Origin of the sequence: Pseudomonas sp. MWU318, from assembly GCF_016756945.1 — a bacterium.
GTDB lineage: Bacteria > Pseudomonadota > Gammaproteobacteria > Pseudomonadales > Pseudomonadaceae > Aquipseudomonas > Aquipseudomonas putida_A.
Genome location: NZ_JAESJL010000014.1, coordinates 23,337 through 43,490 on the forward strand (window position 1 = coordinate 23,337; position 20,154 = coordinate 43,490).

At 62.0% G+C, this 20,154-nt stretch carries 20 protein-coding genes and 1 riboswitch; of the genes, 15 read left to right on the forward strand and 5 right to left on the reverse strand.

Going from position 1 to position 20,154, the window contains the following annotated elements:
- Positions 1-30 precede the first annotated feature (30 nt).
- Positions 31-1,656 carry a methyl-accepting chemotaxis protein gene (locus JN524_RS25315; protein ID WP_103369304.1) on the forward strand — a complete coding sequence of 542 codons (1,626 nt, stop codon included), beginning with the start codon at positions 31-33 and terminating at the stop codon, positions 1,654-1,656.
- Positions 1,657-1,802: 146 nt separating this feature from the next.
- Here the strand turns inward: JN524_RS25315 and JN524_RS25320 are convergent, their stop codons facing one another.
- From JN524_RS25320 to purM, 3 genes are read right to left on the reverse strand one after another with little or no spacing between them, the layout of a single operon-like run.
- Complete coding sequence (locus JN524_RS25320) at positions 1,803-2,516, reverse strand: DUF3108 domain-containing protein (RefSeq protein ID WP_007962880.1); 714 nt, start codon at positions 2,514-2,516, stop codon at positions 1,803-1,805.
- A gap of 8 nt (positions 2,517-2,524) precedes the next feature.
- Positions 2,525-3,175 (reverse strand): phosphoribosylglycinamide formyltransferase, encoded by a 651-nt coding sequence (gene purN / locus JN524_RS25325; protein WP_041074361.1) that lies wholly within the window; start codon positions 3,173-3,175, stop codon positions 2,525-2,527.
- On the reverse strand, positions 3,175-4,233 hold the full coding sequence (purM, locus tag JN524_RS25330) for a phosphoribosylformylglycinamidine cyclo-ligase (protein WP_202371112.1): 1,059 nt from the start codon (positions 4,231-4,233) through the stop codon (positions 3,175-3,177). The genes purN and purM overlap by 1 nt, the downstream gene beginning before the upstream one ends.
- A gap of 374 nt (positions 4,234-4,607) precedes the next feature.
- Here purM and JN524_RS25335 point away from each other — a divergent pair, with 374 nt between their 5' ends.
- The 5 genes from JN524_RS25335 (at position 4,608) to JN524_RS25355 (ending at position 9,294) form a co-directional block, all read left to right on the forward strand.
- A complete protein-coding gene (locus JN524_RS25335) occupies positions 4,608-5,666 on the forward strand; it encodes a DUF2066 domain-containing protein (RefSeq protein WP_202371113.1) in 1,059 nt (352 codons plus the stop codon).
- A gap of 34 nt (positions 5,667-5,700) precedes the next feature.
- Positions 5,701-6,774 (forward strand): AI-2E family transporter, encoded by a 1,074-nt coding sequence (locus tag JN524_RS25340; protein ID WP_202371114.1) that lies wholly within the window; start codon positions 5,701-5,703, stop codon positions 6,772-6,774.
- 219 nt (positions 6,775-6,993) lie between these two features.
- Positions 6,994-7,698 carry a DnaA regulatory inactivator Hda gene (hda, locus tag JN524_RS25345; protein WP_025111852.1) on the forward strand — a complete coding sequence of 235 codons (705 nt, stop codon included), beginning with the start codon at positions 6,994-6,996 and terminating at the stop codon, positions 7,696-7,698.
- A gap of 225 nt (positions 7,699-7,923) precedes the next feature.
- Positions 7,924-8,538 carry a C40 family peptidase gene (locus tag JN524_RS25350; RefSeq protein WP_007962885.1) on the forward strand — a complete coding sequence of 205 codons (615 nt, stop codon included), beginning with the start codon at positions 7,924-7,926 and terminating at the stop codon, positions 8,536-8,538.
- A gap of 219 nt (positions 8,539-8,757) precedes the next feature.
- Positions 8,758-9,294 (forward strand): C40 family peptidase, encoded by a 537-nt coding sequence (locus JN524_RS25355; RefSeq protein WP_202371115.1) that lies wholly within the window; start codon positions 8,758-8,760, stop codon positions 9,292-9,294.
- 132 nt (positions 9,295-9,426) lie between these two features.
- Here the strand turns inward: JN524_RS25355 and JN524_RS25360 are convergent, their stop codons facing one another.
- Together JN524_RS25360 and JN524_RS25365 are read right to left on the reverse strand one after the other, a co-directional pair.
- Positions 9,427-10,740 carry a PQQ-dependent sugar dehydrogenase gene (locus JN524_RS25360; RefSeq protein WP_202371116.1) on the reverse strand — a complete coding sequence of 438 codons (1,314 nt, stop codon included), beginning with the start codon at positions 10,738-10,740 and terminating at the stop codon, positions 9,427-9,429.
- A gap of 66 nt (positions 10,741-10,806) precedes the next feature.
- Positions 10,807-11,391, reverse strand: coding sequence for a hypothetical protein (locus tag JN524_RS25365; protein ID WP_202371117.1), 585 nt, complete (start codon positions 11,389-11,391; stop codon positions 10,807-10,809).
- A gap of 163 nt (positions 11,392-11,554) precedes the next feature.
- A riboswitch (cobalamin riboswitch) is annotated at positions 11,555-11,785 on the forward strand.
- 81 nt (positions 11,786-11,866) lie between these two features.
- On the opposite strand from JN524_RS25365, the gene cobO reads away from it, so the two are divergent.
- The 9 genes from cobO to cobC all read left to right on the forward strand — a co-directional run bounded on the left by cobO (position 11,867) and on the right by cobC (position 20,154).
- Complete coding sequence (gene cobO / locus JN524_RS25370; protein WP_027614057.1) at positions 11,867-12,478, forward strand: cob(I)yrinic acid a,c-diamide adenosyltransferase; 612 nt, start codon at positions 11,867-11,869, stop codon at positions 12,476-12,478.
- Positions 12,475-13,824, forward strand: a complete 1,350-nt coding sequence (locus JN524_RS25375; RefSeq protein WP_202371118.1) for a cobyrinate a,c-diamide synthase — start codon at positions 12,475-12,477, stop codon at positions 13,822-13,824. Before cobO ends, JN524_RS25375 begins: the two co-directional genes overlap by 4 nt.
- 47 nt (positions 13,825-13,871) lie before the next feature.
- Complete coding sequence (gene bluB / locus JN524_RS25380) at positions 13,872-14,522, forward strand: 5,6-dimethylbenzimidazole synthase (protein WP_202371119.1); 651 nt, start codon at positions 13,872-13,874, stop codon at positions 14,520-14,522.
- Entirely contained in the window at positions 14,519-15,427 is a 909-nt protein-coding gene (gene cbiB / locus JN524_RS25385; protein ID WP_202371120.1) for an adenosylcobinamide-phosphate synthase CbiB, read from the forward strand. Before bluB ends, cbiB begins: the two co-directional genes overlap by 4 nt.
- A complete protein-coding gene (gene cobD, locus JN524_RS25390; protein WP_202371121.1) occupies positions 15,420-16,412 on the forward strand; it encodes a threonine-phosphate decarboxylase CobD in 993 nt (330 codons plus the stop codon). The genes cbiB and cobD overlap by 8 nt, the downstream gene beginning before the upstream one ends.
- On the forward strand, positions 16,409-17,860 hold the full coding sequence (locus JN524_RS25395; protein ID WP_202371122.1) for a cobyric acid synthase: 1,452 nt from the start codon (positions 16,409-16,411) through the stop codon (positions 17,858-17,860). Before cobD ends, JN524_RS25395 begins: the two co-directional genes overlap by 4 nt.
- A 148-nt stretch (positions 17,861-18,008) precedes the next feature.
- Complete coding sequence (gene cobU, locus JN524_RS25400; protein ID WP_202371123.1) at positions 18,009-18,530, forward strand: bifunctional adenosylcobinamide kinase/adenosylcobinamide-phosphate guanylyltransferase; 522 nt, start codon at positions 18,009-18,011, stop codon at positions 18,528-18,530.
- Complete coding sequence (gene cobT / locus JN524_RS25405) at positions 18,527-19,582, forward strand: nicotinate-nucleotide--dimethylbenzimidazole phosphoribosyltransferase (protein WP_202371124.1); 1,056 nt, start codon at positions 18,527-18,529, stop codon at positions 19,580-19,582. Before cobU ends, cobT begins: the two co-directional genes overlap by 4 nt.
- Positions 19,579-20,154, forward strand: a complete 576-nt coding sequence (gene cobC / locus JN524_RS25410; protein ID WP_202371125.1) for an alpha-ribazole phosphatase family protein — start codon at positions 19,579-19,581, stop codon at positions 20,152-20,154. Before cobT ends, cobC begins: the two co-directional genes overlap by 4 nt.

Consider the following 20,154-nt stretch of genomic DNA (forward strand, 5'->3'; position numbering starts at 1 on the left):
GATGCAGCGCTTTTGGAAGGAACCAGAGTCATGAGCATCCGTAGTCTCAATATCGCGCCGCGAGCCGGCCTTGGTTTTGGTGTGTTGGCGCTGATGGTATTTGCCCTGGGGGCGTTCGCCCTGCTGCAAATGGCGAACATGCGCGCCCAGTCTGATGAGGTCGACAACAACTGGCTGCCGAGCGTGATGGCGGTCGGCGAGATGAGTCAGGACATGTTGCGCCTGCGTGCGCTGACCATGCGCCTGCTGCTCAATCGCGACCCGCAGGCGCTGGCGCAGAATGTCGCCAAGCTCAATGACCTGCGCGGTGTCTTGAGCGAAGCGCAACAACGCTATGACGTGTTGATCGTGCTGCCCGAAGAGCGCAAGTTGTTCGACCGCTTCAAGGTCGCCGAGCACAAGTACCTGGAGTTTCAGGCGCAGGTCATGCAGTTGTCCGCACAGAATCGGGTGGAGGAGGCGGCGGCGATTCTCAACGGTGAAATGAGCCCGTTGGCCGACGACATGGCGGCCACCCTGAAGGAGTTGGTCGAGCTGAACAAGCACAACGCCAATCTTGCCACTGAAGCAGCGCGCCTGGTTTTCATCAATTCGCGGGTGTGGGTCGGGGTGATGATTGGCATTACCGCATTGATCACCATCGGTCTGGCGTTGTTGCTGACCCGCAGCATCGTCCTGCCGCTGGCGCAATCACTGGGCGTGGCGGAAGTGGTGGCCGGCGGTGATCTGACGGGCGATATCAACATCTCCGGCAAGGACGAACCGGCGCGGCTGCTGCAGGCGCTGAAAAGCATGCAGCACAACCTGCGCGACACCATTCGGCAGATTTCCGAATCGTCCAGCCAGTTGGCGTCGGCTTCGGAGGAACTGAGTTGCGTCACCGAGGACGCCACGCGCGGGCTGCACCAGCAAAGCCTGGAGATCGAGCAGGCCGCCACGGCGGTCAATCAGATGACCGCTGCCGTGGAAGAGGTGGCGAGCAACGCCGTGGCTACTTCCGAGGCGTCGCGCGAGTCTGACCGGATTGCCCAGCATGGGCGCGAGCAGGTCAACCAGACGGTGACTTCGATCCAGTCCCTGGCTGACGACGTCACGTCCAATGCAACGCAGGTCGAGGATCTGGCGCAGAAGGTTCATGGCATCAGCAAAGTGCTCGATGTGATCCGCTCGATTGCCGAGCAGACCAATCTGCTGGCACTGAACGCAGCGATTGAGGCGGCGCGGGCCGGGGATGCCGGGCGTGGCTTCGCGGTGGTGGCCGATGAGGTGCGGGCGCTGGCCCATCGCACCCAGCAATCGACCCAGGAAATCGAGCAGATGATCGGTGGCATCCAGCAGGGTACCGATTCGGCGGTCAGTTCGATGCAACAGAGCAGCGTCCGCGCCAATTCGACTCTGGAACTGGCCAAGGCTGCGGGTTTGGCGCTGGAGGAAATTGCCTCGGCGTTCACCTTGATCAACGAGCGCAACCTGGTGATCGCCAGCGCCTCGGAGGAGCAGGCAGCGGTGGCGCGGGAGGTGGACCGCAACCTGATGAACATCCGCGATCTGGCGATGCAGACGTCGGCGGGGGCAAATCAGACCAGTGCGGCAAGCCAGGAGTTGTCGCGGCTGGCGGTGGATTTGAACAATATGGTGGCCAAATTTTCGGTCTGATCCTGTCCCTGTAGGGGCTGCGGCACGCTGCGATCTGTTGATTCTGCTTCAAGATCAAAAGATCGCAGCGTGCCGCAGCTCCTACAGGGCGGAATTGCAGGCATAAAAAAGCCCCGCATCTGCGGGGCTTTCGGTGTAGCGGCGGATCAGCTGCCTTTAACGGTTTTGCCGTTGACCGTGCCGTCCTGAAGCATGATGTTGTACTCCTTGCCGTCGGTTTCAACCTGTTGCAGGCGGACCAGCAGGTAATCCCAGTCCTTGGCGAACCACAGCACCGTGATGCGCTTGCTTTGTGTCGGGTCACGCACGCGCTCGACCTTGATTGCATCGATCTTGCCGGCCTTGGTGTCGACTTTCTCGGCACCCAGTACACGGAAGTCATAGGTGTCGACTTCACCGTCGTCGACCACCTGATAGCTCATGGTCTTCTTGCCGGCGGCCACGTCATGCTGCAGGGCCAGCTGGTAGGTCGACTTGTCGACCATGCCACGGTTCAGCGGGATCTTCACCGCGTCGCCCCGGTCAGTGCCGGTGACCATCTTGCTGTTCCAGTCGAAGTCCAGATCAGCCTTTTTCGCTTTGCCCAGACCGCCACGTTCGAAGTGGTAGGACTGTGGCAGCAGGGTGTCCTTGTCCAGGGTCAGGGTGCTTTCTTCGGTCAGGCTGGCGATCATCATCGACGCTTTGAAGCTGAGTTTCCAGACGCCGTTGGCTTCCTTGGTCAGGCTGCGTTCGGCGGTGCCGCTCATGGGCAACTGTTTCCAGTCGGCGGTGTAGCTGGCGGAGAACGGTTGAAGGTCTGCCGCCTGCGCGAAAGGCAGGGCGAGCAGAGCGCAAGCGAAGAGCAGGGCGCGACGCATAAAATCTCCTAGTGTCGAATCAAGTGGCCGCTGGCCGCGAGTAACTGGCCATCCAGTAAAGCACCTTGCTCACCGAGTGCCAGTCGGCCTTCGGCAAACCAGCGTACAGCCATCGGGTAGATCAGGTGTTCCTGGACATGCACTCGCTGCGCAAGTGTCTGCGGCGTGTCGTGCAACTCTACCGGTATTACTGCCTGTACGACCAGTGGTCCACCATCGAGTTCCTCGGTGACGAAGTGCACGGAGCAGCCGTGCTCCGCATCGCCGGCCTCGAGCGCGCGCTGATGAGTGTGTAACCCTTTGTATTTGGGCAGCAGCGACGGGTGGATATTGAGCAGACGACCCTGATAGTGGCGCACGAAATCAGCGCTGAGAATGCGCATGAAGCCGGCCAGTACCACGAGTTTCGGTTTGAATTCGTCGATCAGTTCGATCAGGGCAGCATCGAAGGCCTCGCGACCTTCGAAAGCCTTGTGATCCAGCGAGCGGGTGGCGATACCCGCGTCACTGGCGCGTTGCAGGCCATAGGCGTCGGCGCGGTTGGAAATCACCGCAGCGATGCGGACCGGGCTGTCGCCGGTCCGCGTGCTGTCGATCAGAGCCTGCAAGTTACTGCCGGTGCCGGACAACAGCACCACGACATCACAGGTCTGGGACATCAGTGAGCCTTGAGGTTTTTCAGCTCGACTTGAGCAGCGCCTTCGGCAGCGGCAGCGATCTGGCCGATGACCCAAGGCTGTTCGCCGGCGTCACGCAGGGTGTTCAGGGCCACTTCAACGTGCTCCTGAGCCACGCAGATCACCATGCCCACGCCGCAGTTCAGTACGCGGTGCATTTCGGTCTCGTCGACGTTGCCTTTCTCTTGCAGCCAGTCGAAGACCGCCGGGCGAGTCCAGCTGGCTACGTCAACCACGGCCTGAGCGCCTTTTGGCAGAACGCGCGGAATGTTGTCCAGCAGGCCGCCACCGGTGATGTGGGCCATGGCTTTGACCGCACCGGTGTCTTTGATCAGCTTGAGCAGCGGCTTCACGTAGATGCGGGTCGGGGCCATCAGCAGTTCGGTCAGTGGCTTGCCGTCGAGCTGAACGGTTTCAATGTCGGCACCCGACACTTCGATGATCTTGCGGATCAGCGAGTAGCCGTTGGAGTGCGGGCCGGACGATGGCAGGGCGATCAGCGCGTCACCGGTGGCGACTTTCGAGCCGTCGATGATTTCGGCTTTTTCCACGACGCCGACGCAGAAGCCGGCCAGATCGTAGTCTTCGCCTTCGTACATGCCAGGCATTTCAGCGGTTTCGCCGCCGACCAGGGAGCAGCCAGCCAGTTCGCAGCCTGCACCGATACCGGTGACCACGGTGGCAGCTACGTCGACGTTCAGCTTGCCGGTGGCGTAGTAGTCGAGGAAGAACAGCGGTTCTGCGCCGCACACCACCAGATCGTTGACGCACATGGCGACCAGGTCCTGGCCGATGCTGTCGTGCTTGTTCAGGTTCAGCGCCAGGCGCAGCTTGGTGCCGACGCCATCAGTACCGGAAACCAGCACCGGCTGTTTGTAACCGGCCGGGATCTCGCAGAGGGCGCCGAAACCGCCCAGGCCGCCCATGACTTCCGGGCGCGCAGTGCGCTTGGCGACGCTCTTGATGCGTTCGACCAATGCTTCACCGGCGTCGATGTCTACACCGGCGTCCTTGTAGCTCAGGGAGGGTTGCTTGCTCATGATCCAGGCCTTTAGGGGAGGGGATTCAGGGGTAACGACCGAGTTCAGCGGGAACATCGAAATCGAGAGGGCGATGGCCTTACGCGAATTTCGGGGTGCCCGGCTGTTGCCGGTCTGCGAAGGCGCGCGATTTTATCAGGCTTGAGGGGCAGCGGCCATCCTCGCGCCGACGGGCAGGGGCATAATCGACTGAAATTTTTTGCAATTGTGCCGGGCGGCTGCCTGTATAAGGTGTGCCGATTAACCGTCTATCGTTATCACTGTGCAAAAACTTACCGCTAGCGTGTGAATGTTTTGCGATGGCAGATTGTCACAGCCTTGCTTAACCGGTTCACGCGGCCTGTTCCAGCCGCTCCTGTCGACGGGAATTTTCCATGCGTTTTTGTAAATTGTTGGTTGTGGGTTGTTTGTCGTTGGTCAGCCTGGCGAGTCATGCCGAAAACCTCAAGGGTCTCTATCAAGTGCGCCAGCCGGTCAGCAGCCAGGCGCCGGAAGAGCGTGATCGCGCCACTCAGGCGGCACTGGATACGCTGGTGTTGCGCCTGACCGGTGACCCCAAGGCTCCGCAGAATCCGGGGTTGGCGGCGATTCGCAAGGATCCGCAGCAGATCATCAGTCAATTCGGTTTCGATGCCGGGCCGCCGGAGGTGCTCAAGGTCGATTTCGATCCGGCCACCACCGAGCAGGCGCTGCGCCGGGCCGGGCTGTCATTGTGGGGGGCGAGTCGGCCGTCGATTCTGAGCTGGTGGTTGAACGATTCGACTGAAGGTTCGAGCCTGGTCGGCGACGGTCAGGCAGCGGCTGCACCATTGCGTTCTGCGGCTCAGCATCGCGGCTTGCCGCTGCGTCTGCCGCTGGCGGATCTGAGTGAGCAACTGGTGGCTACCGCGCCAGTGCTGGATGGCACCGATCCCGCGCCATTGCGCGGCGCTTCGGAGCGTTACGGCGCGGATGCCTTGCTGGCGGTGCATGCGCACGAAGAGGGCGGGCAGTGGCAGGCCAAATGGCATCTGTGGCTGGGCGATCAGAAAGAGGCCGGCAGTGTGCAGGGCGCCGATCAGGCTGCCGTGGCCGATGCCGTGATGCTGGCGGTGGCCGAGCGTCTGGCGCCGCGCTTTGTCGCCAAGCCTGGCGCTTCGGGCCAACAGACTCTGGAAGTGCAGGGCATGAATCTTGAGCATTACGCCACGCTGCTGCGGTTACTCGAACCGTTTGGTGTGCGTCTGCAAAGTGTCGATGGTGATCGCATCGTGTATCGGGTCAACGGCAGTGCCGATCAATTGCGCGCGCAATTGTCGCTGGCGAAGTTGCAGGAGTTGCCGGCCGAAGCACCGACGCCAGTGGCAGCGCCGCAGCCAGCCGTCGCAGGTGCAGCGCCTATTGCGGCTCCAGCGCCTGCACCGGTAGCACCTTCGTTGCGGTTTCGCTGGTAAGTCTTTCCTTATATAGAAGCAGTGGGAGTGGTACATGGCCGATACGCGGCGTTGGTTCTGGCTCGGTGGGGTAGTCCTGCTTTGCGCATTTGTCTGGTTGCTGCATCCGATCCTCACGCCGTTTCTGGTGGCGTTGCTGCTGGCGTATCTGTTCGATCCGCTGGTGGATCGGTTGGAGAAACTCGGTTTGTCGCGAACCTGGGGTGTGATCGCGGTGTTCGCCTTGTTCACTCTGATCGTCACCACGTTGCTGTTGGTGCTGGTGCCGATGCTTGCCAAGCAGTTGGTGCGTTTGTATGAGTTGGCGCCGCAGATGCTCGACTGGCTGCAGCACACGGCGTTGCCGTGGGCGCAATCGAAGCTGGGCCTGTCGGACGGTTTCTGGAAGTTCGACAAGGTCAAGGCTGCAATCAGTGAACACATGGGGCAGACCACTGACATCGTCGGCGTGGTGCTGAGTCAGGCGACGGCCTCGAGTCTGGCGCTGATCGGCTGGCTGGCGAATCTGGTGTTGATCCCGGTGGTGAGTTTCTACCTGCTGCGTGACTGGGACGTGATGATGGCCAAGATCCGCAGCCTGCTGCCGCGTGATCGTGAAGAAACCATCGTCTCGCTCGCAGCTGAGTGCCACGAGGTGCTCGGCGCGTTTGTGCGCGGACAGTTGCTGGTGATGCTGGCGCTGGGCGTGATCTACGCAGCGGGCCTGATGATTGTTGGTCTGGAACTGGGGCTATTGATCGGCCTGATCGCAGGTCTGGCGGCGATCGTGCCGTACATGGGCTTTGTGATCGGTATTGGCGCGGCGCTGATTGCCGGGCTGTTCCAGTTCGGTGGCGACCTGTACCCGATGATCGGCATCGTGGCGGTGTTCATGGTCGGGCAGGCGCTGGAAGGCATGGTGCTGACGCCACTGCTGGTGGGGGATCGGATCGGCCTGCATCCGGTGGCGGTGATCTTCGCGATCCTGGCCGGCGGCGAGCTGTTCGGCTTTACCGGTGTGCTGCTGGCATTGCCGGTGGCGGCGGTGATCATGGTGCTGGTGCGTCACGTGCACGATTTGTACAAGGACTCGGATATCTACAGCGGGGCAGATGAACCCGAGTTGTAATTCGATCACGGGCGGCCCGGCGTCGTGCCGGGCTGGCCCGGGCTTTGCGGCAGGTTGGTTCGCTACTGCGTCAGAGAAACTGTCATAAAACCAGCGTGTTAACGCAAACCTTTGATTTTGCTTGGGGTCTGTCGCATTGTGCGCTCAGCTTCACGGGTATAAACTTCGCAAACTTTACACAGAGGCCACTAACGGTTCCTTGAGAACTGTTCAGTCAGCATGAAACCGATTCAGCTGCCCCTAGGTGTGCGTCTGCGTGACGACGCCACCTTCATCAACTACTACCCAGGCGCCAATGCCGCTGCACTCGGCTATGTCGAGCGCTTATGCGAAGCCGACGCCGGCTGGACCGAAAGCCTGATCTACCTGTGGGGCAAGCATGGGGTAGGGCGTACGCATCTGTTGCAGGCGGCTTGCCTGCGTTTCGAGCAGATGGGCGAACCGGCGGTGTATCTGCCGCTGGCCGAGCTGATGGATCGTGGTATCGAAATCCTCGACAACCTTGAGCAGTACGAACTGGTTTGCCTGGATGACTTGCAAGTGATTGCCGGCAAGCCGGACTGGGAAGAGGCGATGTTTCATCTGTTCAACCGCTTGCGTGACAGCGGTCGACGTTTGCTGATTGCCGCTTCAACCTCGCCGCGCGAGCTGCCGGTGAAGCTGGCTGACCTCAAATCGCGCCTGACCCTGGCGCTGATCTTCCAGATGCGTCCGCTCTCCGATGAAGACAAATTGCGTGCCCTGCAATTGCGCGCGTCGCGTCGCGGTCTGCACCTGACCGATGAAGTCGGACACTTTATTCTGACTCGCGGCACCCGCAGCATGAGTGCATTGTTCGACCTGCTCGAACAGCTGGATCAGGCCTCGTTGCAGGCGCAACGCAAGCTGACGATTCCGTTCCTGAAAGAAACCCTCGGCTGGTAGCCAGCCCTTGAAATACGCGGCTTTGACCGCGTTTCGACATATTTCAGGCGCCAGAAAATCCGCTTTTCCGCAACGTGTGCAGACCGCGTATCGAGTCAAATGGGCTTAAGCGCTTAGATGTAAACGAGAAACCGGGAAGTCACAAAAAGATCGATTGAATTTGCAAATGAGGCCGATAGCGGGCATAGTCTCGGCTTCTTTACAACTTCAGCCACGGTCGTGCCCATGCTAAATCGCTTCGCACCCCTCGTGCCTCTCGCACTCGTCACCCTGTTGTTCGGTTGCGCTGCTCATTCTCCAGTTCAAGAGCAGCCTCAACAGGTCAAAAATTCTGCCACTGCCCAGTCTTCCGTTATTTACCAGGAAGAGCTGGACACCGAAAAAGAACTCTCGGACTTCAACAAGAAGCCGTACGAGCTCCCGGTTCTGGCCGACAGCATCCTTGAACGCGGCATGTCCCTGATCGGTACCCGTTACCGTTTCGGCGGCACCTCTGAAGCCGGTTTCGACTGCAGCGGTTTCATCGGTTACCTGTTCCGCGAAGAAGCCGGCATGAATCTGCCGCGCTCCACCCGTGAAATGATCAACGTGGATGCGCCTCTGGTCTCGCGCGGCAACCTTGAGCCGGGCGATCTGCTGTTCTTCGCCACCAATGGTCGTCGCGGTCGTGTGAGCCACGCCGGGATCTACCTGGGTGACAACCAGTTCATCCACTCCAGCAGTCGTCGCAGCGGCGGTGTTCGCATCGACAGCCTGGGTGACAGCTACTGGAGCAAGACCTTCATCGAAGCCAAGCGCGCCCTCGCGATGGCTCCGACCGTGGTAACCGCTCGCAAGTAATTCCCCCGTTGTCGCCACGTCCGTGGCGACAAAACGGTGCCCGGCAAGGGAGTAGACCTAGACTTTACAAGGTGAAGTTAAAGTCTTACTTGAAGTTTGCCGCGTAGCCGCTAGAATCCTGTATCTATATTGATGGCAAACCGCCTGCGTGCTGCGCAGGCGGTTTTGTTTCTGTCCATTCGGCAGAGAAAGCCGCAGCCAGATCAGGATGTTCTGCTTATGATGATGTCGGCCCGCCTCACGTTGATCTTCTTCGCAGCGCTGCTCAGCGCTTGCGCCAGCCGCACTCCGCCGCCTGCGCCCGTGGTACGCGCCCCGATGGTGTTCGGGCCTTCCCAAGCTTTTTCACCGGCTGCTGAAGACGTGCTGTTTCGCGCGCTGGGCCTGGTTGGCACGCCTTATCGCTGGGGCGGCAACACTCCGGATTCCGGGTTTGATTGCAGCGGCCTGATCGGTTTCGTCTACCGCGACGCGGCCGGTATCTCTTTGCCGCGTTCGACGCGCGAGATGATCGTGATGCAGGCGCCGAATGTCGGCAAAGAGGGTTTGCAGACCGGCGACCTGATCTTCTTCGCCACCAATGGCGGCTCACAGGTCAGTCATGCGGGGATCTACGTCGGCGAAGGGCGCTTCGTGCACGCGCCGGCCACCGGCGGCACGGTGAAGCTGGACAGTCTGTCGAAGGCGTACTGGCAGAAGGCGTACCTGAGTGCCAAGCGGGTATTGCAGCCGGAGCATCTGGCGCGTAACCCGTAGTAAAGATCGCAGCCATTCCAATGTAGGAGCGAGCCTGCTCGCGAAAGCGGTGTATCAGTCAACCCAATGGAGACTGACACTACGCATTCGCGAGCAGGCTCACTCCTACAGTTGTTTCAGGTCAGGCAAAAGTTACTTGGCCGACGACACACGCCACACCTTGTTACCCACATCATCCGCCACCAGCAAACCACCTTGCTGGTCGATCACCACGCCTACCGGGCGGCCAAGTGCGTTTTCGTCCTTGTCGAGGAAACCGGTCAGCACATCCACCGGTGCTCCGCTCGGCTTGCCAGCGGCGAACGGTACGAAAATCACTTTATAGCCACTGTGCGGTTTGCGGTTCCATGAGCCGTGCTGGCCGATGAAGGCGCCTTCCTTGAACTGCGCCGGCAGGCTGTTGCCTTCGGCGAAGGTCAGGCCCAGCGAGGCAGTGTGCGGGCCGACGGCGTAGTCCGGGGCGATAGCTTTGGCCACCAGATCCAGATTCTGCGGCTTCACCCGCACATCCACGTGCTGACCGTAATAGCTGAAGGGCCAGCCATAGAAGCCACCGTCCTTGACCGAGGTGATGTAGTCCGGCACCAGGTCACTGCCGATCTCGTCACGCTCATTGACCGCTGTCCACAGCGCGCCTGTCGTGGGCTCCCACGCCAGGCCGTTGGGGTTGCGGATGCCCGAGGCGAAGATCCGGTGGTTGCCGGTGGCGCGATCGACTTCCCAGATCGCCGCGCGACCTTCTTCTTTATCCAGACCATTCTCGCCGACGTTGCTGTTCGAGCCGACAGTGACGTACAGCTTGCTGCCGTCCTTGCTGGCGATGACGTTTTTGGTCCAGTGATGGTTCAGCGTGCCGCCCGGCAGATCCGTGACTTTGATCGGCTGGGTCTTGATCTCGGTCGCGCCGGATTCGTAGTGAAAGCGCAGCAGGCGATCGGTATCAGCGACGTACAAATCGTTGCCGACCAGGGTCATGCCAAACGGCGAATTGAGGTTTTGCAGAAACACCGTGCGGGTCTCGGCCACGCCGTCGTGGTCGGCATCGCGCAGCAGGGTGATGCGATTCGGGCTTGGCACACCAGCGCCGGCCTTGCCCATGACTTTCTTCATCACCCAGCCGCGAATACCGCTGCTGTCGTCAGGCTTGGGCGGGGCGTTGGTTTCCGCCACCAGCACGTCACCGTTGGGCAGCACGTAGAGCCAGCGCGGATGGTCGAGGCCTTCGGCGAATGCAGCGACTTGCGTGCCGGCTGCGGCGGTCGGTTTACCGCCGGCGGGCCAGCCGACCGCCGGGGCGATGTTCACCGTCGGGATCAAAGTTTTGTTTGGTTCAGGCAGTTTCGGTGACGGGCCGGTGCCGTCAGAAACTTGCAGGCTGGAGGATTCACCGCAGGCGGCGAGCCCTCCGGCGAGGGCGATGACGAGAGCGAGTTGGGTTTTGCGCATTACTGATCTTCCCTATGAATGCATGCCTAATCATAGAGGAGTGCGCGCACCCGATGGTTCAACCGCTCAACCACGGGCCTCTTTGAACAGCACGGCGATGCCTGGGTGATAGTTACCCGCTTCGCTGCGCAACTTGCGGTAGGCGTAGGGGAAATACCAGGCCACGGCGCAGCAGTGTTCCTTTTGCAGGTCGTCGACCATGTCCTGCAACTCTTCGGGGCTGGCGCTGTGTTGGGCTTTTTGCGGGGCGACGAACAGACAACCGAGCTTGAGGTCGCTGGCAAAACTGATGCGTTTGGCGTCGCTGGTGATGTCCAGCAGGGCCTGGGTCAGATTAAGGTTGTTGACCCGTGGCCAGCGCTGGGTCGCCTGAAGGTAGGCGCGGTCTTCGGCGCCGGCGATGAACAGGTCGGCGCGAGCATTGCGTTCGCCTTCCTCGTTCTGCTTTCGGGTCGAGGTATCACAAAGGGTCACCAGCTCGGCCATCCATGCCGCCGCGGAGAGCAAGCCGAGATTGGCGTTCTCGTCATGCCAGTAAGGGGTGTCGTTGTCGCCGCGAATGGCATTGTAGCGGTCGATACAGTCAAACCAGCGTTCCAGCATCGGGCGCAGGAATTCCAGGCGCGGGTTGCTGATGATCATGCCTTGCATCGTCATCATCCTTATTGTTGTGATGTGCTTTTCTATCAAAAGCATGGCTCTTTGATATCACTTGTCTCAATGTGGCACAAGATTGGCGTCAGTTAATTGATCGGCGGCAGTTATTCGCCCGACGGCCCCCTCTTTAATTGACGCTCCACCCCCAACCCTCTAACCTTCGCGGCTTGTTTCAGGTGCTCTGTGACGTGTGTCGACAGGGTGAAACAGGGAAGCCGGTGAGGGTTGTCTTCAGGCGAAGCACGATCACGATCCCGGCGCTGCCCCCGCAACGGTAAATGAGTGAAAACTGCGCATTGAGCCACTGTGTCGACAGACGCGGGAAGGCGCGCAGTCAGGCGATGCGCCGCTCATGAGCCCGGAGACCGGCCTGATCCATCCAGCGGCATCACGGTGGGCGATGCCAGGCTTTTTGCCGTCTATTCTTGTGCCTGCCCGCCGTTATCCAGCCTCAACGGAGAGCTCCCCCATGACCGATTCCCCCGAGCGCGACGAACGCCATCTGGCGCGTATGCAGCGCAAAAAAGCCGTGATCGACGAACGCATCGCCAATTCGCCTGACGAGTGCGGCCTGGTGCTGGTGCTGACCGGCAATGGCAAAGGCAAAAGCAGCTCGGCGTTCGGCATGCTCGCCCGCGCCATGGGCCACGGCATGCAGTGCGGTGTGGTGCAGTTCATCAAGGGCCGCAACAGCACAGGCGAAGAACTGTTTTTCCGCCGCTTTCCCGAGCAAGTGCGTTTTCACGTGATGGGCGAGGGTTTCACCTGGGAAACCCAGGATCGCCAACGTGACATCGCCGCCGCCGAAGCGGCGTGGGAAGTGTCCCGCGAGCTGCTGCGCGATCCGTCGATCGGCCTGGTGGTGCTGGACGAATTGAACATCGCCCTCAAGCACGGTTACCTCGATCTGGATCGAGTGCTCAGCGACCTGCAGGCGCGTCCGCCGATGCAACACGTAATCGTCACCGGTCGTGCGGCCAAGCCGGAAATGATCGAGATGGGCGATACCGTTACCGAAATGGGCATGCTCAAACACGCCTTCCAGGCCGGCATCAAAGCGCAGAAAGGCGTCGAACTTTGAATCAACCACGTCACTGCCCGGCGGTACTCATCGCCGCGCCGGCCTCCGGTCAGGGCAAGACCACCGTCACCGCCGCGCTCGCGCGCTTGCATCGCAACCAGGGGCGCAAGGTGCGCGTGTTCAAGTGCGGCCCGGACTTCCTCGACCCGATGATTCTCGAGCGCGCCAGCGGTGCGCCGGTGTATCAACTGGACATGTGGATGGTCGGCGAGCAGGAAAGCCGCCGTCTGTTATGGGAAGCCGCCGCCGAAGCCGATCTGATCCTGATCGAAGGTGTGATGGGCCTGTTCGACGGCACGCCGTCCAGCGCTGATCTGGCGCGGCATTTTGGTGTGCCGGTGCTCGGCGTGATCGACGGCACCGCCATGGCCCAGACCTTCGGCGCCTTGGCGCTGGGGCTGGCGCGTTACCAGCCGGACCTGCCGTTTGCCGGCGTGCTGGCCAACCGCGTCGGCACCTTGCGTCATGCGCAGTTGCTTGAAGGCAGCCTCACCGAAGGTCTGCGCTGGTACGGTGCGTTGTCCCGCGAGACCGGGATCGAGTTGCCGAGCCGCCATCTCGGTCTGGTGCAGGCCAGCGAACTGAATGACCTCGACCTGCGTCTCGACGCCGCGGCCGAAGCGTTGGCCAGCAGTTGCGAGGTAGCGTTGCCACCGGCCGTGGAATTCGCTGCGCCTGAAGTGATCAACGCTGAACCGCTGCTCGACGGCGTGCGCATCGCTGTCGCTCGCGATGAAGCCTTTGCGTTCACTTATGGCGCCAGCCTCGACCTGCTGCGGGCGATGGGCGCCGAGTTGAGCTTTTTCTCGCCGATCCGCGATACGCAATTGCCCGACGCCGACAGTCTGTATCTGCCCGGCGGTTATCCGGAATTGCACCACGTCGTGCTGGCGCAAAACACTGCGATGCTCGATGCAATCCGAGCGCACCACGCCGCCGGCAAACCGTTGCTCGCCGAGTGCGGAGGCATGCTCTATCTGCTCGACGCGTTGACCGATGTTGACGGCACCCGCGCCGAACTGGTCGGCCTGCTGCGCGGTGAGGCGGTGATGCAAAAACGTCTGGCGGCACTGGCACTGCAAGCGGTGGATTTGCCGGAAGGTTCGTTGCGCGGTCACACCTATCACCATTCCCTGACCAGCACCGAACTGACGCCGATTGCCCGGGGCATCAGCCCCAACGGCGGGCGCGGGGCCGAGGCGGTTTATCGGGAAGGGCGGATGACGGCGTCGTACGTGCATTTCTACTTTCCGTCGAATCCGACTGCGATTGCCGCATTATTTGCACCAGACCTCAAGGCCGCCTTCGCGAGCAAGCTCGCTCCCACAGGGGATCGCGTTTCTTGAGCAAGCACCCCGTCCAATGTGGGAGCGAGCCTGCTCGCGATGAGACCATGACCGACAACGCATTCTCCGAAGCCGAGCGCCAAGCGGTTTACAAAGCCATCGCCGAACGCCGCGACATGCGCCACTTCACCGGCGGCACGGTCGAACCGGAGCTGCTGCGCCGCCTGCTCGAAGCCGCGCATCAGGCGCCCAGCGTCGGCCTGATGCAGCCATGGCGTTTCATCCGCATCAGCGATCGCGCCTTGCGCGGGCAGATCCAGAACCTTGTCGAAGAAGAGCGCGTGCGTACCGCTGAAGCCCTCGGAGAGCGCAGTGACGAGTTCATGAAGCTCAAGGTCGAAGGCATCAACGACTGCGCCGAAGTGCTGGTGGCGGCGCTGATGGACGATCGTGAAAAACACATTTTCGGCCGTCGCACGCTGCCGGAAATGGACATGGCCTCGCTGTCCTGCGCGATTCAGAATCTGTGGCTGGCGTCCCGTGCCGAAGGACTGGGCATGGGCTGGGTGTCGCTGTTCGAACCGCAGGCACTGGCCGATCTGCTGCAGTTGCCGGCCGGGGCCAAGCCGTTGGCGGTGTTGTGCCTGGGGCCGGTCAAGGAATTCTATCCGGCGCCGATGCTGGTACTCGAAGGGTGGGCGCAGGCGCGGCCGCTCAATGAGTTGCTGTACGAAAATTATTGGGGAGTGAGTCAATGAGTGTGGCGTTGTTGAGTGTCGCCGCGGTCGCGCTGGATGCGCTGCTGGGTGAACCGAAACGCTGGCATCCGCTAGTGGCGTTCGGCAATTTTGCCGGGCGCATCGAGCGCCGTTTCAATGCGGGCGGGCGCGGCTGGCGCAGTCACGGGGTCACCGCGTGGGTGATTGCGGTGCTGCCGCTGACCTTGCTCGCCACTGCGTTTTCCTGGGCGCCTTACGTGGGCTGGATCGTCGAGATTCTTGCGCTGTATTGCGCCCTCGGCATGCGCAGCCTCGGTGAGCATGTCGCGCCGGTAGCCGCGGCTTTGCGCGCTGATGATCTGGAAGAAGCGCGCAAGCGTGTCGGCTACCTGGTCAGTCGCCAGACCAGCGAACTGGACAGCACCGCGGTCGCCCGTGCCGCCACCGAATCGGTGCTGGAAAACGGCAGTGACGCGGTGTTCGCCGCGCTGTTCTGGTTTGTCGTAGCGGGTGCGCCGGGCGTGGCGCTCTATCGCCTGAGCAATACGCTTGACGCGATGTGGGGCTATCGCAACGAACGCTTCGAGCGCTTCGGCTGGTGCGCGGCAAAAATCGACGACGTGCTCAATTACATTCCGGCCCGACTGGTGGCGCTGACCTACGCGCTGCTGGGCAACACCTCGCTCGCCTGGAAATGCTGGCGCAGCCAGGGCCCGCAATGGGACAGCCCCAACGCTGGTCCGGTGATGGCGGCCGGTGCCGGTGCATTGAATGTCGAACTGGGCGGCCCGGCGATCTATCACGGCGAACTGCATGAGCGTCCGCAACTGGGCGAAGGTTCGCCGGCGGATGCCGATTCGATTGATCGCGGCTGGCAATTGGTCCAGCGCGGGGTATGGTTATGGCTGCTGATTCTCTGCGTGGGGGCTGAATTCTATGCTTGAGCACGGTGGCCGGCTGCGCAAGGCTGCACTCGATTACGGGATTGCCGAGGCTGACTGGCTGGACCTGTCCAGCGGCCTTGCGCCGTGGCCGTTTGCGGTGCCGCAGATTCCGTTGCGCGCCTGGGCACGCTTGCCGGAAACCGACGACGGGCTGGAGCAGGCCGCGTGCGATTACTACGGCGCCCCGCAGGTGCTGCCGGTGGCCGGTTCGCAAATGGCGATCCAGTTGCTGCCGCGTCTGCGCCGCGCTGGCAAGGTCGGTGTGTTGTCGCCGTGTTATGCCGAGCACGCCGAAGCCTGGCGGCGCAGTGGTTACATCGTGCGCGAAGTGCTGGAGCAGGAAGTCGAGTTCTTTCTCGACAGCCTCGACGTGCTGGTGGTGGTCAATCCGAACAACCCCACCGGCCTGAGCCTGACCCCGGCGCGGCTGCTCGACTGGCACGCGCGGCTGGCTCAACGCGGCGGCTGGCTGGTGGTCGATGAAGCGTTCATGGACAACACGCCGCAGCTGAGTCTGGCGTCGCATACCCATCACGTTGGCCTGATCGTGTTGCGCTCGTTCGGCAAGTTTTTCGGTCTGGCCGGGGTGCGTCTTGGCTTTGTGCTGGCCGAACGCAAATTGCTCAGATTGCTCGCGGAACAGGTCGGCCCCTGGGCGGTGAGCGGACCGACGCGGGTGCTCGGTCAGGCTTGCCTGCAAGACACCGAAGCGCACACCCGGCAACGTATACGTAGCGACGAGGCCAGTGAACGTCTGGCGCTGTTGCTGGAGCACTACGGCTTCAAACCCCACGGCGGTTGCGCGTTGTTTCAGTGGCTGACCACCGAGCACGCGCCTGCGTTGCACGAGTTCATGGCCCGACGCGGCATCCTCCTGCGCATCTTCACCCACAACAGCAGCTTGCGTTTCGGCCTGCCTGCCAACGCCGCTGAAGAAGCGCGTCTCGAACAGGCGCTGCAAGCCTTTGCCAAGGAATCGAAATGACCACGCTGATGGTGCAAGGCACCACGTCCGACGCCGGTAAAAGCACGCTGGTGACGGCGCTGTGCCGCTGGGCCACCCGTCAGGGCGTGGCGGTGGTGCCGTTCAAACCGCAGAACATGGCGCTCAACAGCGCGGTGACCGCCGACGGCGGCGAGATCGGCCGGGCGCAAGCGGTGCAGGCACAAGCGGCGCATCTCGAACCACACACCGACATGAATCCGGTGCTGCTCAAGCCCAACAGCGACACCGGGGCGCAGGTGATCATCCATGGCCGTGCGGTCACCAGCATGAACGCGGTGGCGTATCACGGCTACAAAGCCATCGCCATGCAAGCGGTGCTCGCGTCGCACGAGCGGCTGAGCGCGGCGTATCCGCTGGTGATGGTCGAAGGCGCCGGCTCGCCGGCCGAGATCAACCTGCGTGCCGGGGACATCGCCAACATGGGCTTCGCCGAAGCGGTGGATTGCCCTGTGCTGCTGATCGCCGACATCAATCGCGGCGGCGTTTTCGCGCATCTGGTCGGCACGCTGGAGTTGCTGTCGCCGAGCGAACAGGCGCGGGTCAAAGGTTTCATCATCAATCGTTTTCGCGGTGACATCGCCTTGCTGCAACCGGGCCTCGACTGGCTGGAACAGCGCACCGGCAAACCGGTGGTCGGCGTGCTGCCGTATGTGATGGATCTGCATCTGGAGGCAGAGGACGGCATCGACCAGCGCCAGACCGACAAGGCCGAGCAAGTGCTGAAAGTAGTGGTGCCGGTGCTACCGCGCATTAGCAATCACACGGACTTCGATCCGCTGCGTTTGCATCCGCAAGTGGACCTGCAATTCATCGGCCCGGGGCAGGCGATTCCTGCTGCCGACCTGATCATCCTGCCCGGCTCGAAAAGCGTGCGCAGCGACCTCGCGTATCTGCGTGCCAATGGCTGGGACACGGCGATCAATCGGCACCTGCGGTATGGCGGCAAGTTGCTGGGGATCTGCGGCGGTCTGCAAATGCTCGGCGAGCAAGTGCACGATCCGCTGGGCCTCGAAGGCGCGCCGGGTTCCAGTGCCGGCCTCGGTTTGCTGGCGTTCGAAACCACGCTGGAAGCCGAGAAGCAGTTGCGCAATGTCCGTGGGCATCTGGCGCTGGAAAACGCCGAGGTCTGTGGCTATGAAATCCATGCGGGCGTGACGGTGGGGCCGGCGCTGGAGAATGCGTCGGTGCATCTGGATGACGGTCGTTGCGACGGCGCGCAGAGTCTGGACGGGCAGGTGTTCGGCACTTATCTGCATGGCTTGTTCGAATCACCGCAAGCCAGTGCCGCGTTGCTGCGCTGGGCCGGGTTGAGCGATGTGCAGGAGGTGGATTACCACGGCTTGCGCGAGCGCGATATCGAGCGGTTGGCGGATCTGGTGGAGCAGCATCTGGATACCGATTTGTTGCGTCAGCTCTGCGGGATTTGAGTGGCCTGCCCAGGCCCCATCGCTGGCAAGCCAGCTCCCACAGGGTCTGATGTCGGATACATATTTTTTGAACACCGCTGAACCCTGTGGGAGCGGGCTTGCCCGCGATGAAGCCGGTGATCTCACTAAACCTTTTCTGGATAAAAAAATGCTCCAACTGATCCTCGGCGGCGCCCGCTCCGGCAAAAGTCGTCTGGCGGAAAAACTCGCCAGCGACAGCCACCTGGCGGTCACTTACATCGCCACCAGCCAACCGCTGGACGGTGAGATGAACGAACGCGTCGCCCATCACCGCGCGCGGCGTCCGGCCGAATGGGCGCTGATTGAAGAACCGCTGCAACTGGCCCGCGTCCTGCGTGAAAACGCCAGTGCCGAGCGTTTCCTGCTGGTCGACTGCCTGACCCTGTGGCTGACCAATCTGCTGATGCTCGATGACGCCGCGCGTCTCGCCGCCGAGCGTGAAGCCCTGCTGAACTGCCTGGCGTCATTGCCGGGGGAAATCATTTTTGTCAGCAACGAGACCGGAATGGGTGTCGTGCCGCTGGGCGAATTGACTCGCCGCTACGTCGATGAAGCCGGTTGGCTGCATCAAGCTCTGGCCGAGCGTTGTCAGCGAGTCGTCCTGACCGTCGCCGGCCTGCCCCTGACCCTGAAAGGACCTGCGTTATGACTCAAGCGTGGTGGTTGAACCCGTGCCAATCCGTAAATGCCGAGATCGTTGAGCAAGCGGCGGCGCGCCAACAGCAACTGACCAAACCGGCCGGCTCCCTCGGTCGCCTCGAAAGCGTGGCGGTGCAACTGGCCGGATTGCAGGGACAGATCAAGCCGACGCTCGACCAAGTCTGGATCGCGATTTTTGCCGGTGATCACGGGGTGGTCGCGGAAGGCGTTTCCGCGTTCCCGCAGGAAGTCACCGGGCAGATGCTGCTCAACTTTGTCAGCGGCGGTGCGGCAATCAGCGTGTTGGCGCGGCAGCTCGATGCGCAGTTGGAAGTGGTCGATCTGGGTACCGTGACACCGACGTTGAATCTGCCGGGCGTGCGTCATCTGAACATCGGCCCGGGCACGGCGAATTTCGCCAAAGGCGCGGCGATGACCCAGGCGCAGGGCGAACTTGCGTTGCAGGCCGGTCGTGACAGCGTGCTGCGCGCCAAAGCGGCGGGCGCGCAGTTGTTCATCGGTGGCGAAATGGGCATTGGCAATACCACCGCCGCCAGTGCGCTGGCGTGTGCCTTGCTAGATTGCCCGGTGGTACACCTGACCGGTCCCGGCACCGGGTTGAATGCCGAAGGCGTCAGCCATAAAGCACAAGTGATCGAGCGTGCACTGGCGCTGCACGCGGCGCAACGTGGCGATGCGCTGCAAACCTTGTTCAACCTCGGCGGTTTTGAAATCGCCGCACTGGTCGGCGCGTACCTGGCCTGTGCGCAGGAAGGCGTCGCGGTGCTGGTCGACGGCTTTATCTGCACGGTCGCTGCGTTGGTCGCGGTGCAGCTGAATCCGGCCTGCCGTGAATGGTTGCTGTTCGGTCACCGTGGCGCCGAGCCGGGCCATCGTCACGTGCTGGAAACCCTTAACGCCGAACCGTTGCTGGAGCTCGGCCTGCGTCTGGGCGAAGGCAGCGGGGCGGCGTTGGCCGTGCCGCTATTGCGTCTGGCCTGCGACCTGCACGGGCAGATGGCGACGTTCGCCGAAGCCGCGGTGGCGGATCGTCCGGCATGACCTTGCGTCTGGACCTGCTGCGCCACGGTGAGACTGAACTGGGCGGCGGTTTGCGCGGCAGTCTCGATGATGCGCTCACCGAAAAGGGGTGGGCACAGATGCGTGCTGCCGTGCTGGTGGGTGGGCCATGGGATCGGTTGATCAGTTCGCCGCTGCAGCGTTGTGCGCGGTTCGCCGCAGAGCTGGGCGAGCAACTGAATCTGCCGGTTCATTTGGACAAGCACCTGCAGGAACTGCATTTCGGTGCCTGGGAGGGCCAGAGCGCAGCGGCGTTGATGGAGACTGATGCCGAGGCGCTGGGGTTGTTCTGGGCCGATCCGTATTCGTTCACGCCGCCGCAGGGTGAGCCGGTCAGCGATTTTGCTGAACGTGTGCTGGGCGCGGTTGCGCGGTTGCATCAGGCCTATGCCGGTGAACGCGTTTTGTTGATCAGTCATGGCGGCGTGATGCGTCTGTTGCTGGCGCAGGCGCGAGGTTTGCCGCGTGAGCAGTTGCTCAATGTCGAAGTCGCGCATGCTTCGCTGTTCGCGCTCAGTGTCGAAGCCGATGGCGTGCTCAAGGAAGGTTACTGA

What these genes read in the sequence shown, in the direction of transcription:
- cobO (WP_027614057.1), top strand. Translation starts at nt 11,867, where the DNA reads ATGACCGATTCCCCCGAGCGCGACGAACGCCATCTGGCGCGTATGCAG.
- cobT (WP_202371124.1), top strand. Translation starts at nt 18,527, where the DNA reads ATGACTCAAGCGTGGTGGTTGAACCCGTGCCAATCCGTAAATGCCGAG.
- JN524_RS25365 (WP_202371117.1), bottom strand. Translation starts at nt 11,391, where the DNA reads ATGCAAGGCATGATCATCAGCAACCCGCGCCTGGAATTCCTGCGCCCG.
- purM (WP_202371112.1), bottom strand. Translation starts at nt 4,233, where the DNA reads ATGAGCAAGCAACCCTCCCTGAGCTACAAGGACGCCGGTGTAGACATC.
- cobU (WP_202371123.1), top strand. Translation starts at nt 18,009, where the DNA reads ATGCTCCAACTGATCCTCGGCGGCGCCCGCTCCGGCAAAAGTCGTCTG.
- JN524_RS25335 (WP_202371113.1), top strand. Translation starts at nt 4,608, where the DNA reads ATGCGTTTTTGTAAATTGTTGGTTGTGGGTTGTTTGTCGTTGGTCAGC.
- bluB (WP_202371119.1), top strand. Translation starts at nt 13,872, where the DNA reads ATGACCGACAACGCATTCTCCGAAGCCGAGCGCCAAGCGGTTTACAAA.
- cbiB (WP_202371120.1), top strand. Translation starts at nt 14,519, where the DNA reads ATGAGTGTGGCGTTGTTGAGTGTCGCCGCGGTCGCGCTGGATGCGCTG.
- JN524_RS25360 (WP_202371116.1), bottom strand. Translation starts at nt 10,740, where the DNA reads ATGCGCAAAACCCAACTCGCTCTCGTCATCGCCCTCGCCGGAGGGCTC.
- JN524_RS25350 (WP_007962885.1), top strand. Translation starts at nt 7,924, where the DNA reads ATGCTAAATCGCTTCGCACCCCTCGTGCCTCTCGCACTCGTCACCCTG.
- cobC (WP_202371125.1), top strand. Translation starts at nt 19,579, where the DNA reads ATGACCTTGCGTCTGGACCTGCTGCGCCACGGTGAGACTGAACTGGGC.
- purN (WP_041074361.1), bottom strand. Translation starts at nt 3,175, where the DNA reads ATGTCCCAGACCTGTGATGTCGTGGTGCTGTTGTCCGGCACCGGCAGT.
- cobD (WP_202371121.1), top strand. Translation starts at nt 15,420, where the DNA reads ATGCTTGAGCACGGTGGCCGGCTGCGCAAGGCTGCACTCGATTACGGG.
- JN524_RS25320 (WP_007962880.1), bottom strand. Translation starts at nt 2,516, where the DNA reads ATGCGTCGCGCCCTGCTCTTCGCTTGCGCTCTGCTCGCCCTGCCTTTC.
- hda (WP_025111852.1), top strand. Translation starts at nt 6,994, where the DNA reads ATGAAACCGATTCAGCTGCCCCTAGGTGTGCGTCTGCGTGACGACGCC.
- JN524_RS25315 (WP_103369304.1), top strand. Translation starts at nt 31, where the DNA reads ATGAGCATCCGTAGTCTCAATATCGCGCCGCGAGCCGGCCTTGGTTTT.
- JN524_RS25355 (WP_202371115.1), top strand. Translation starts at nt 8,758, where the DNA reads ATGATGATGTCGGCCCGCCTCACGTTGATCTTCTTCGCAGCGCTGCTC.
- JN524_RS25395 (WP_202371122.1), top strand. Translation starts at nt 16,409, where the DNA reads ATGACCACGCTGATGGTGCAAGGCACCACGTCCGACGCCGGTAAAAGC.
- JN524_RS25340 (WP_202371114.1), top strand. Translation starts at nt 5,701, where the DNA reads ATGGCCGATACGCGGCGTTGGTTCTGGCTCGGTGGGGTAGTCCTGCTT.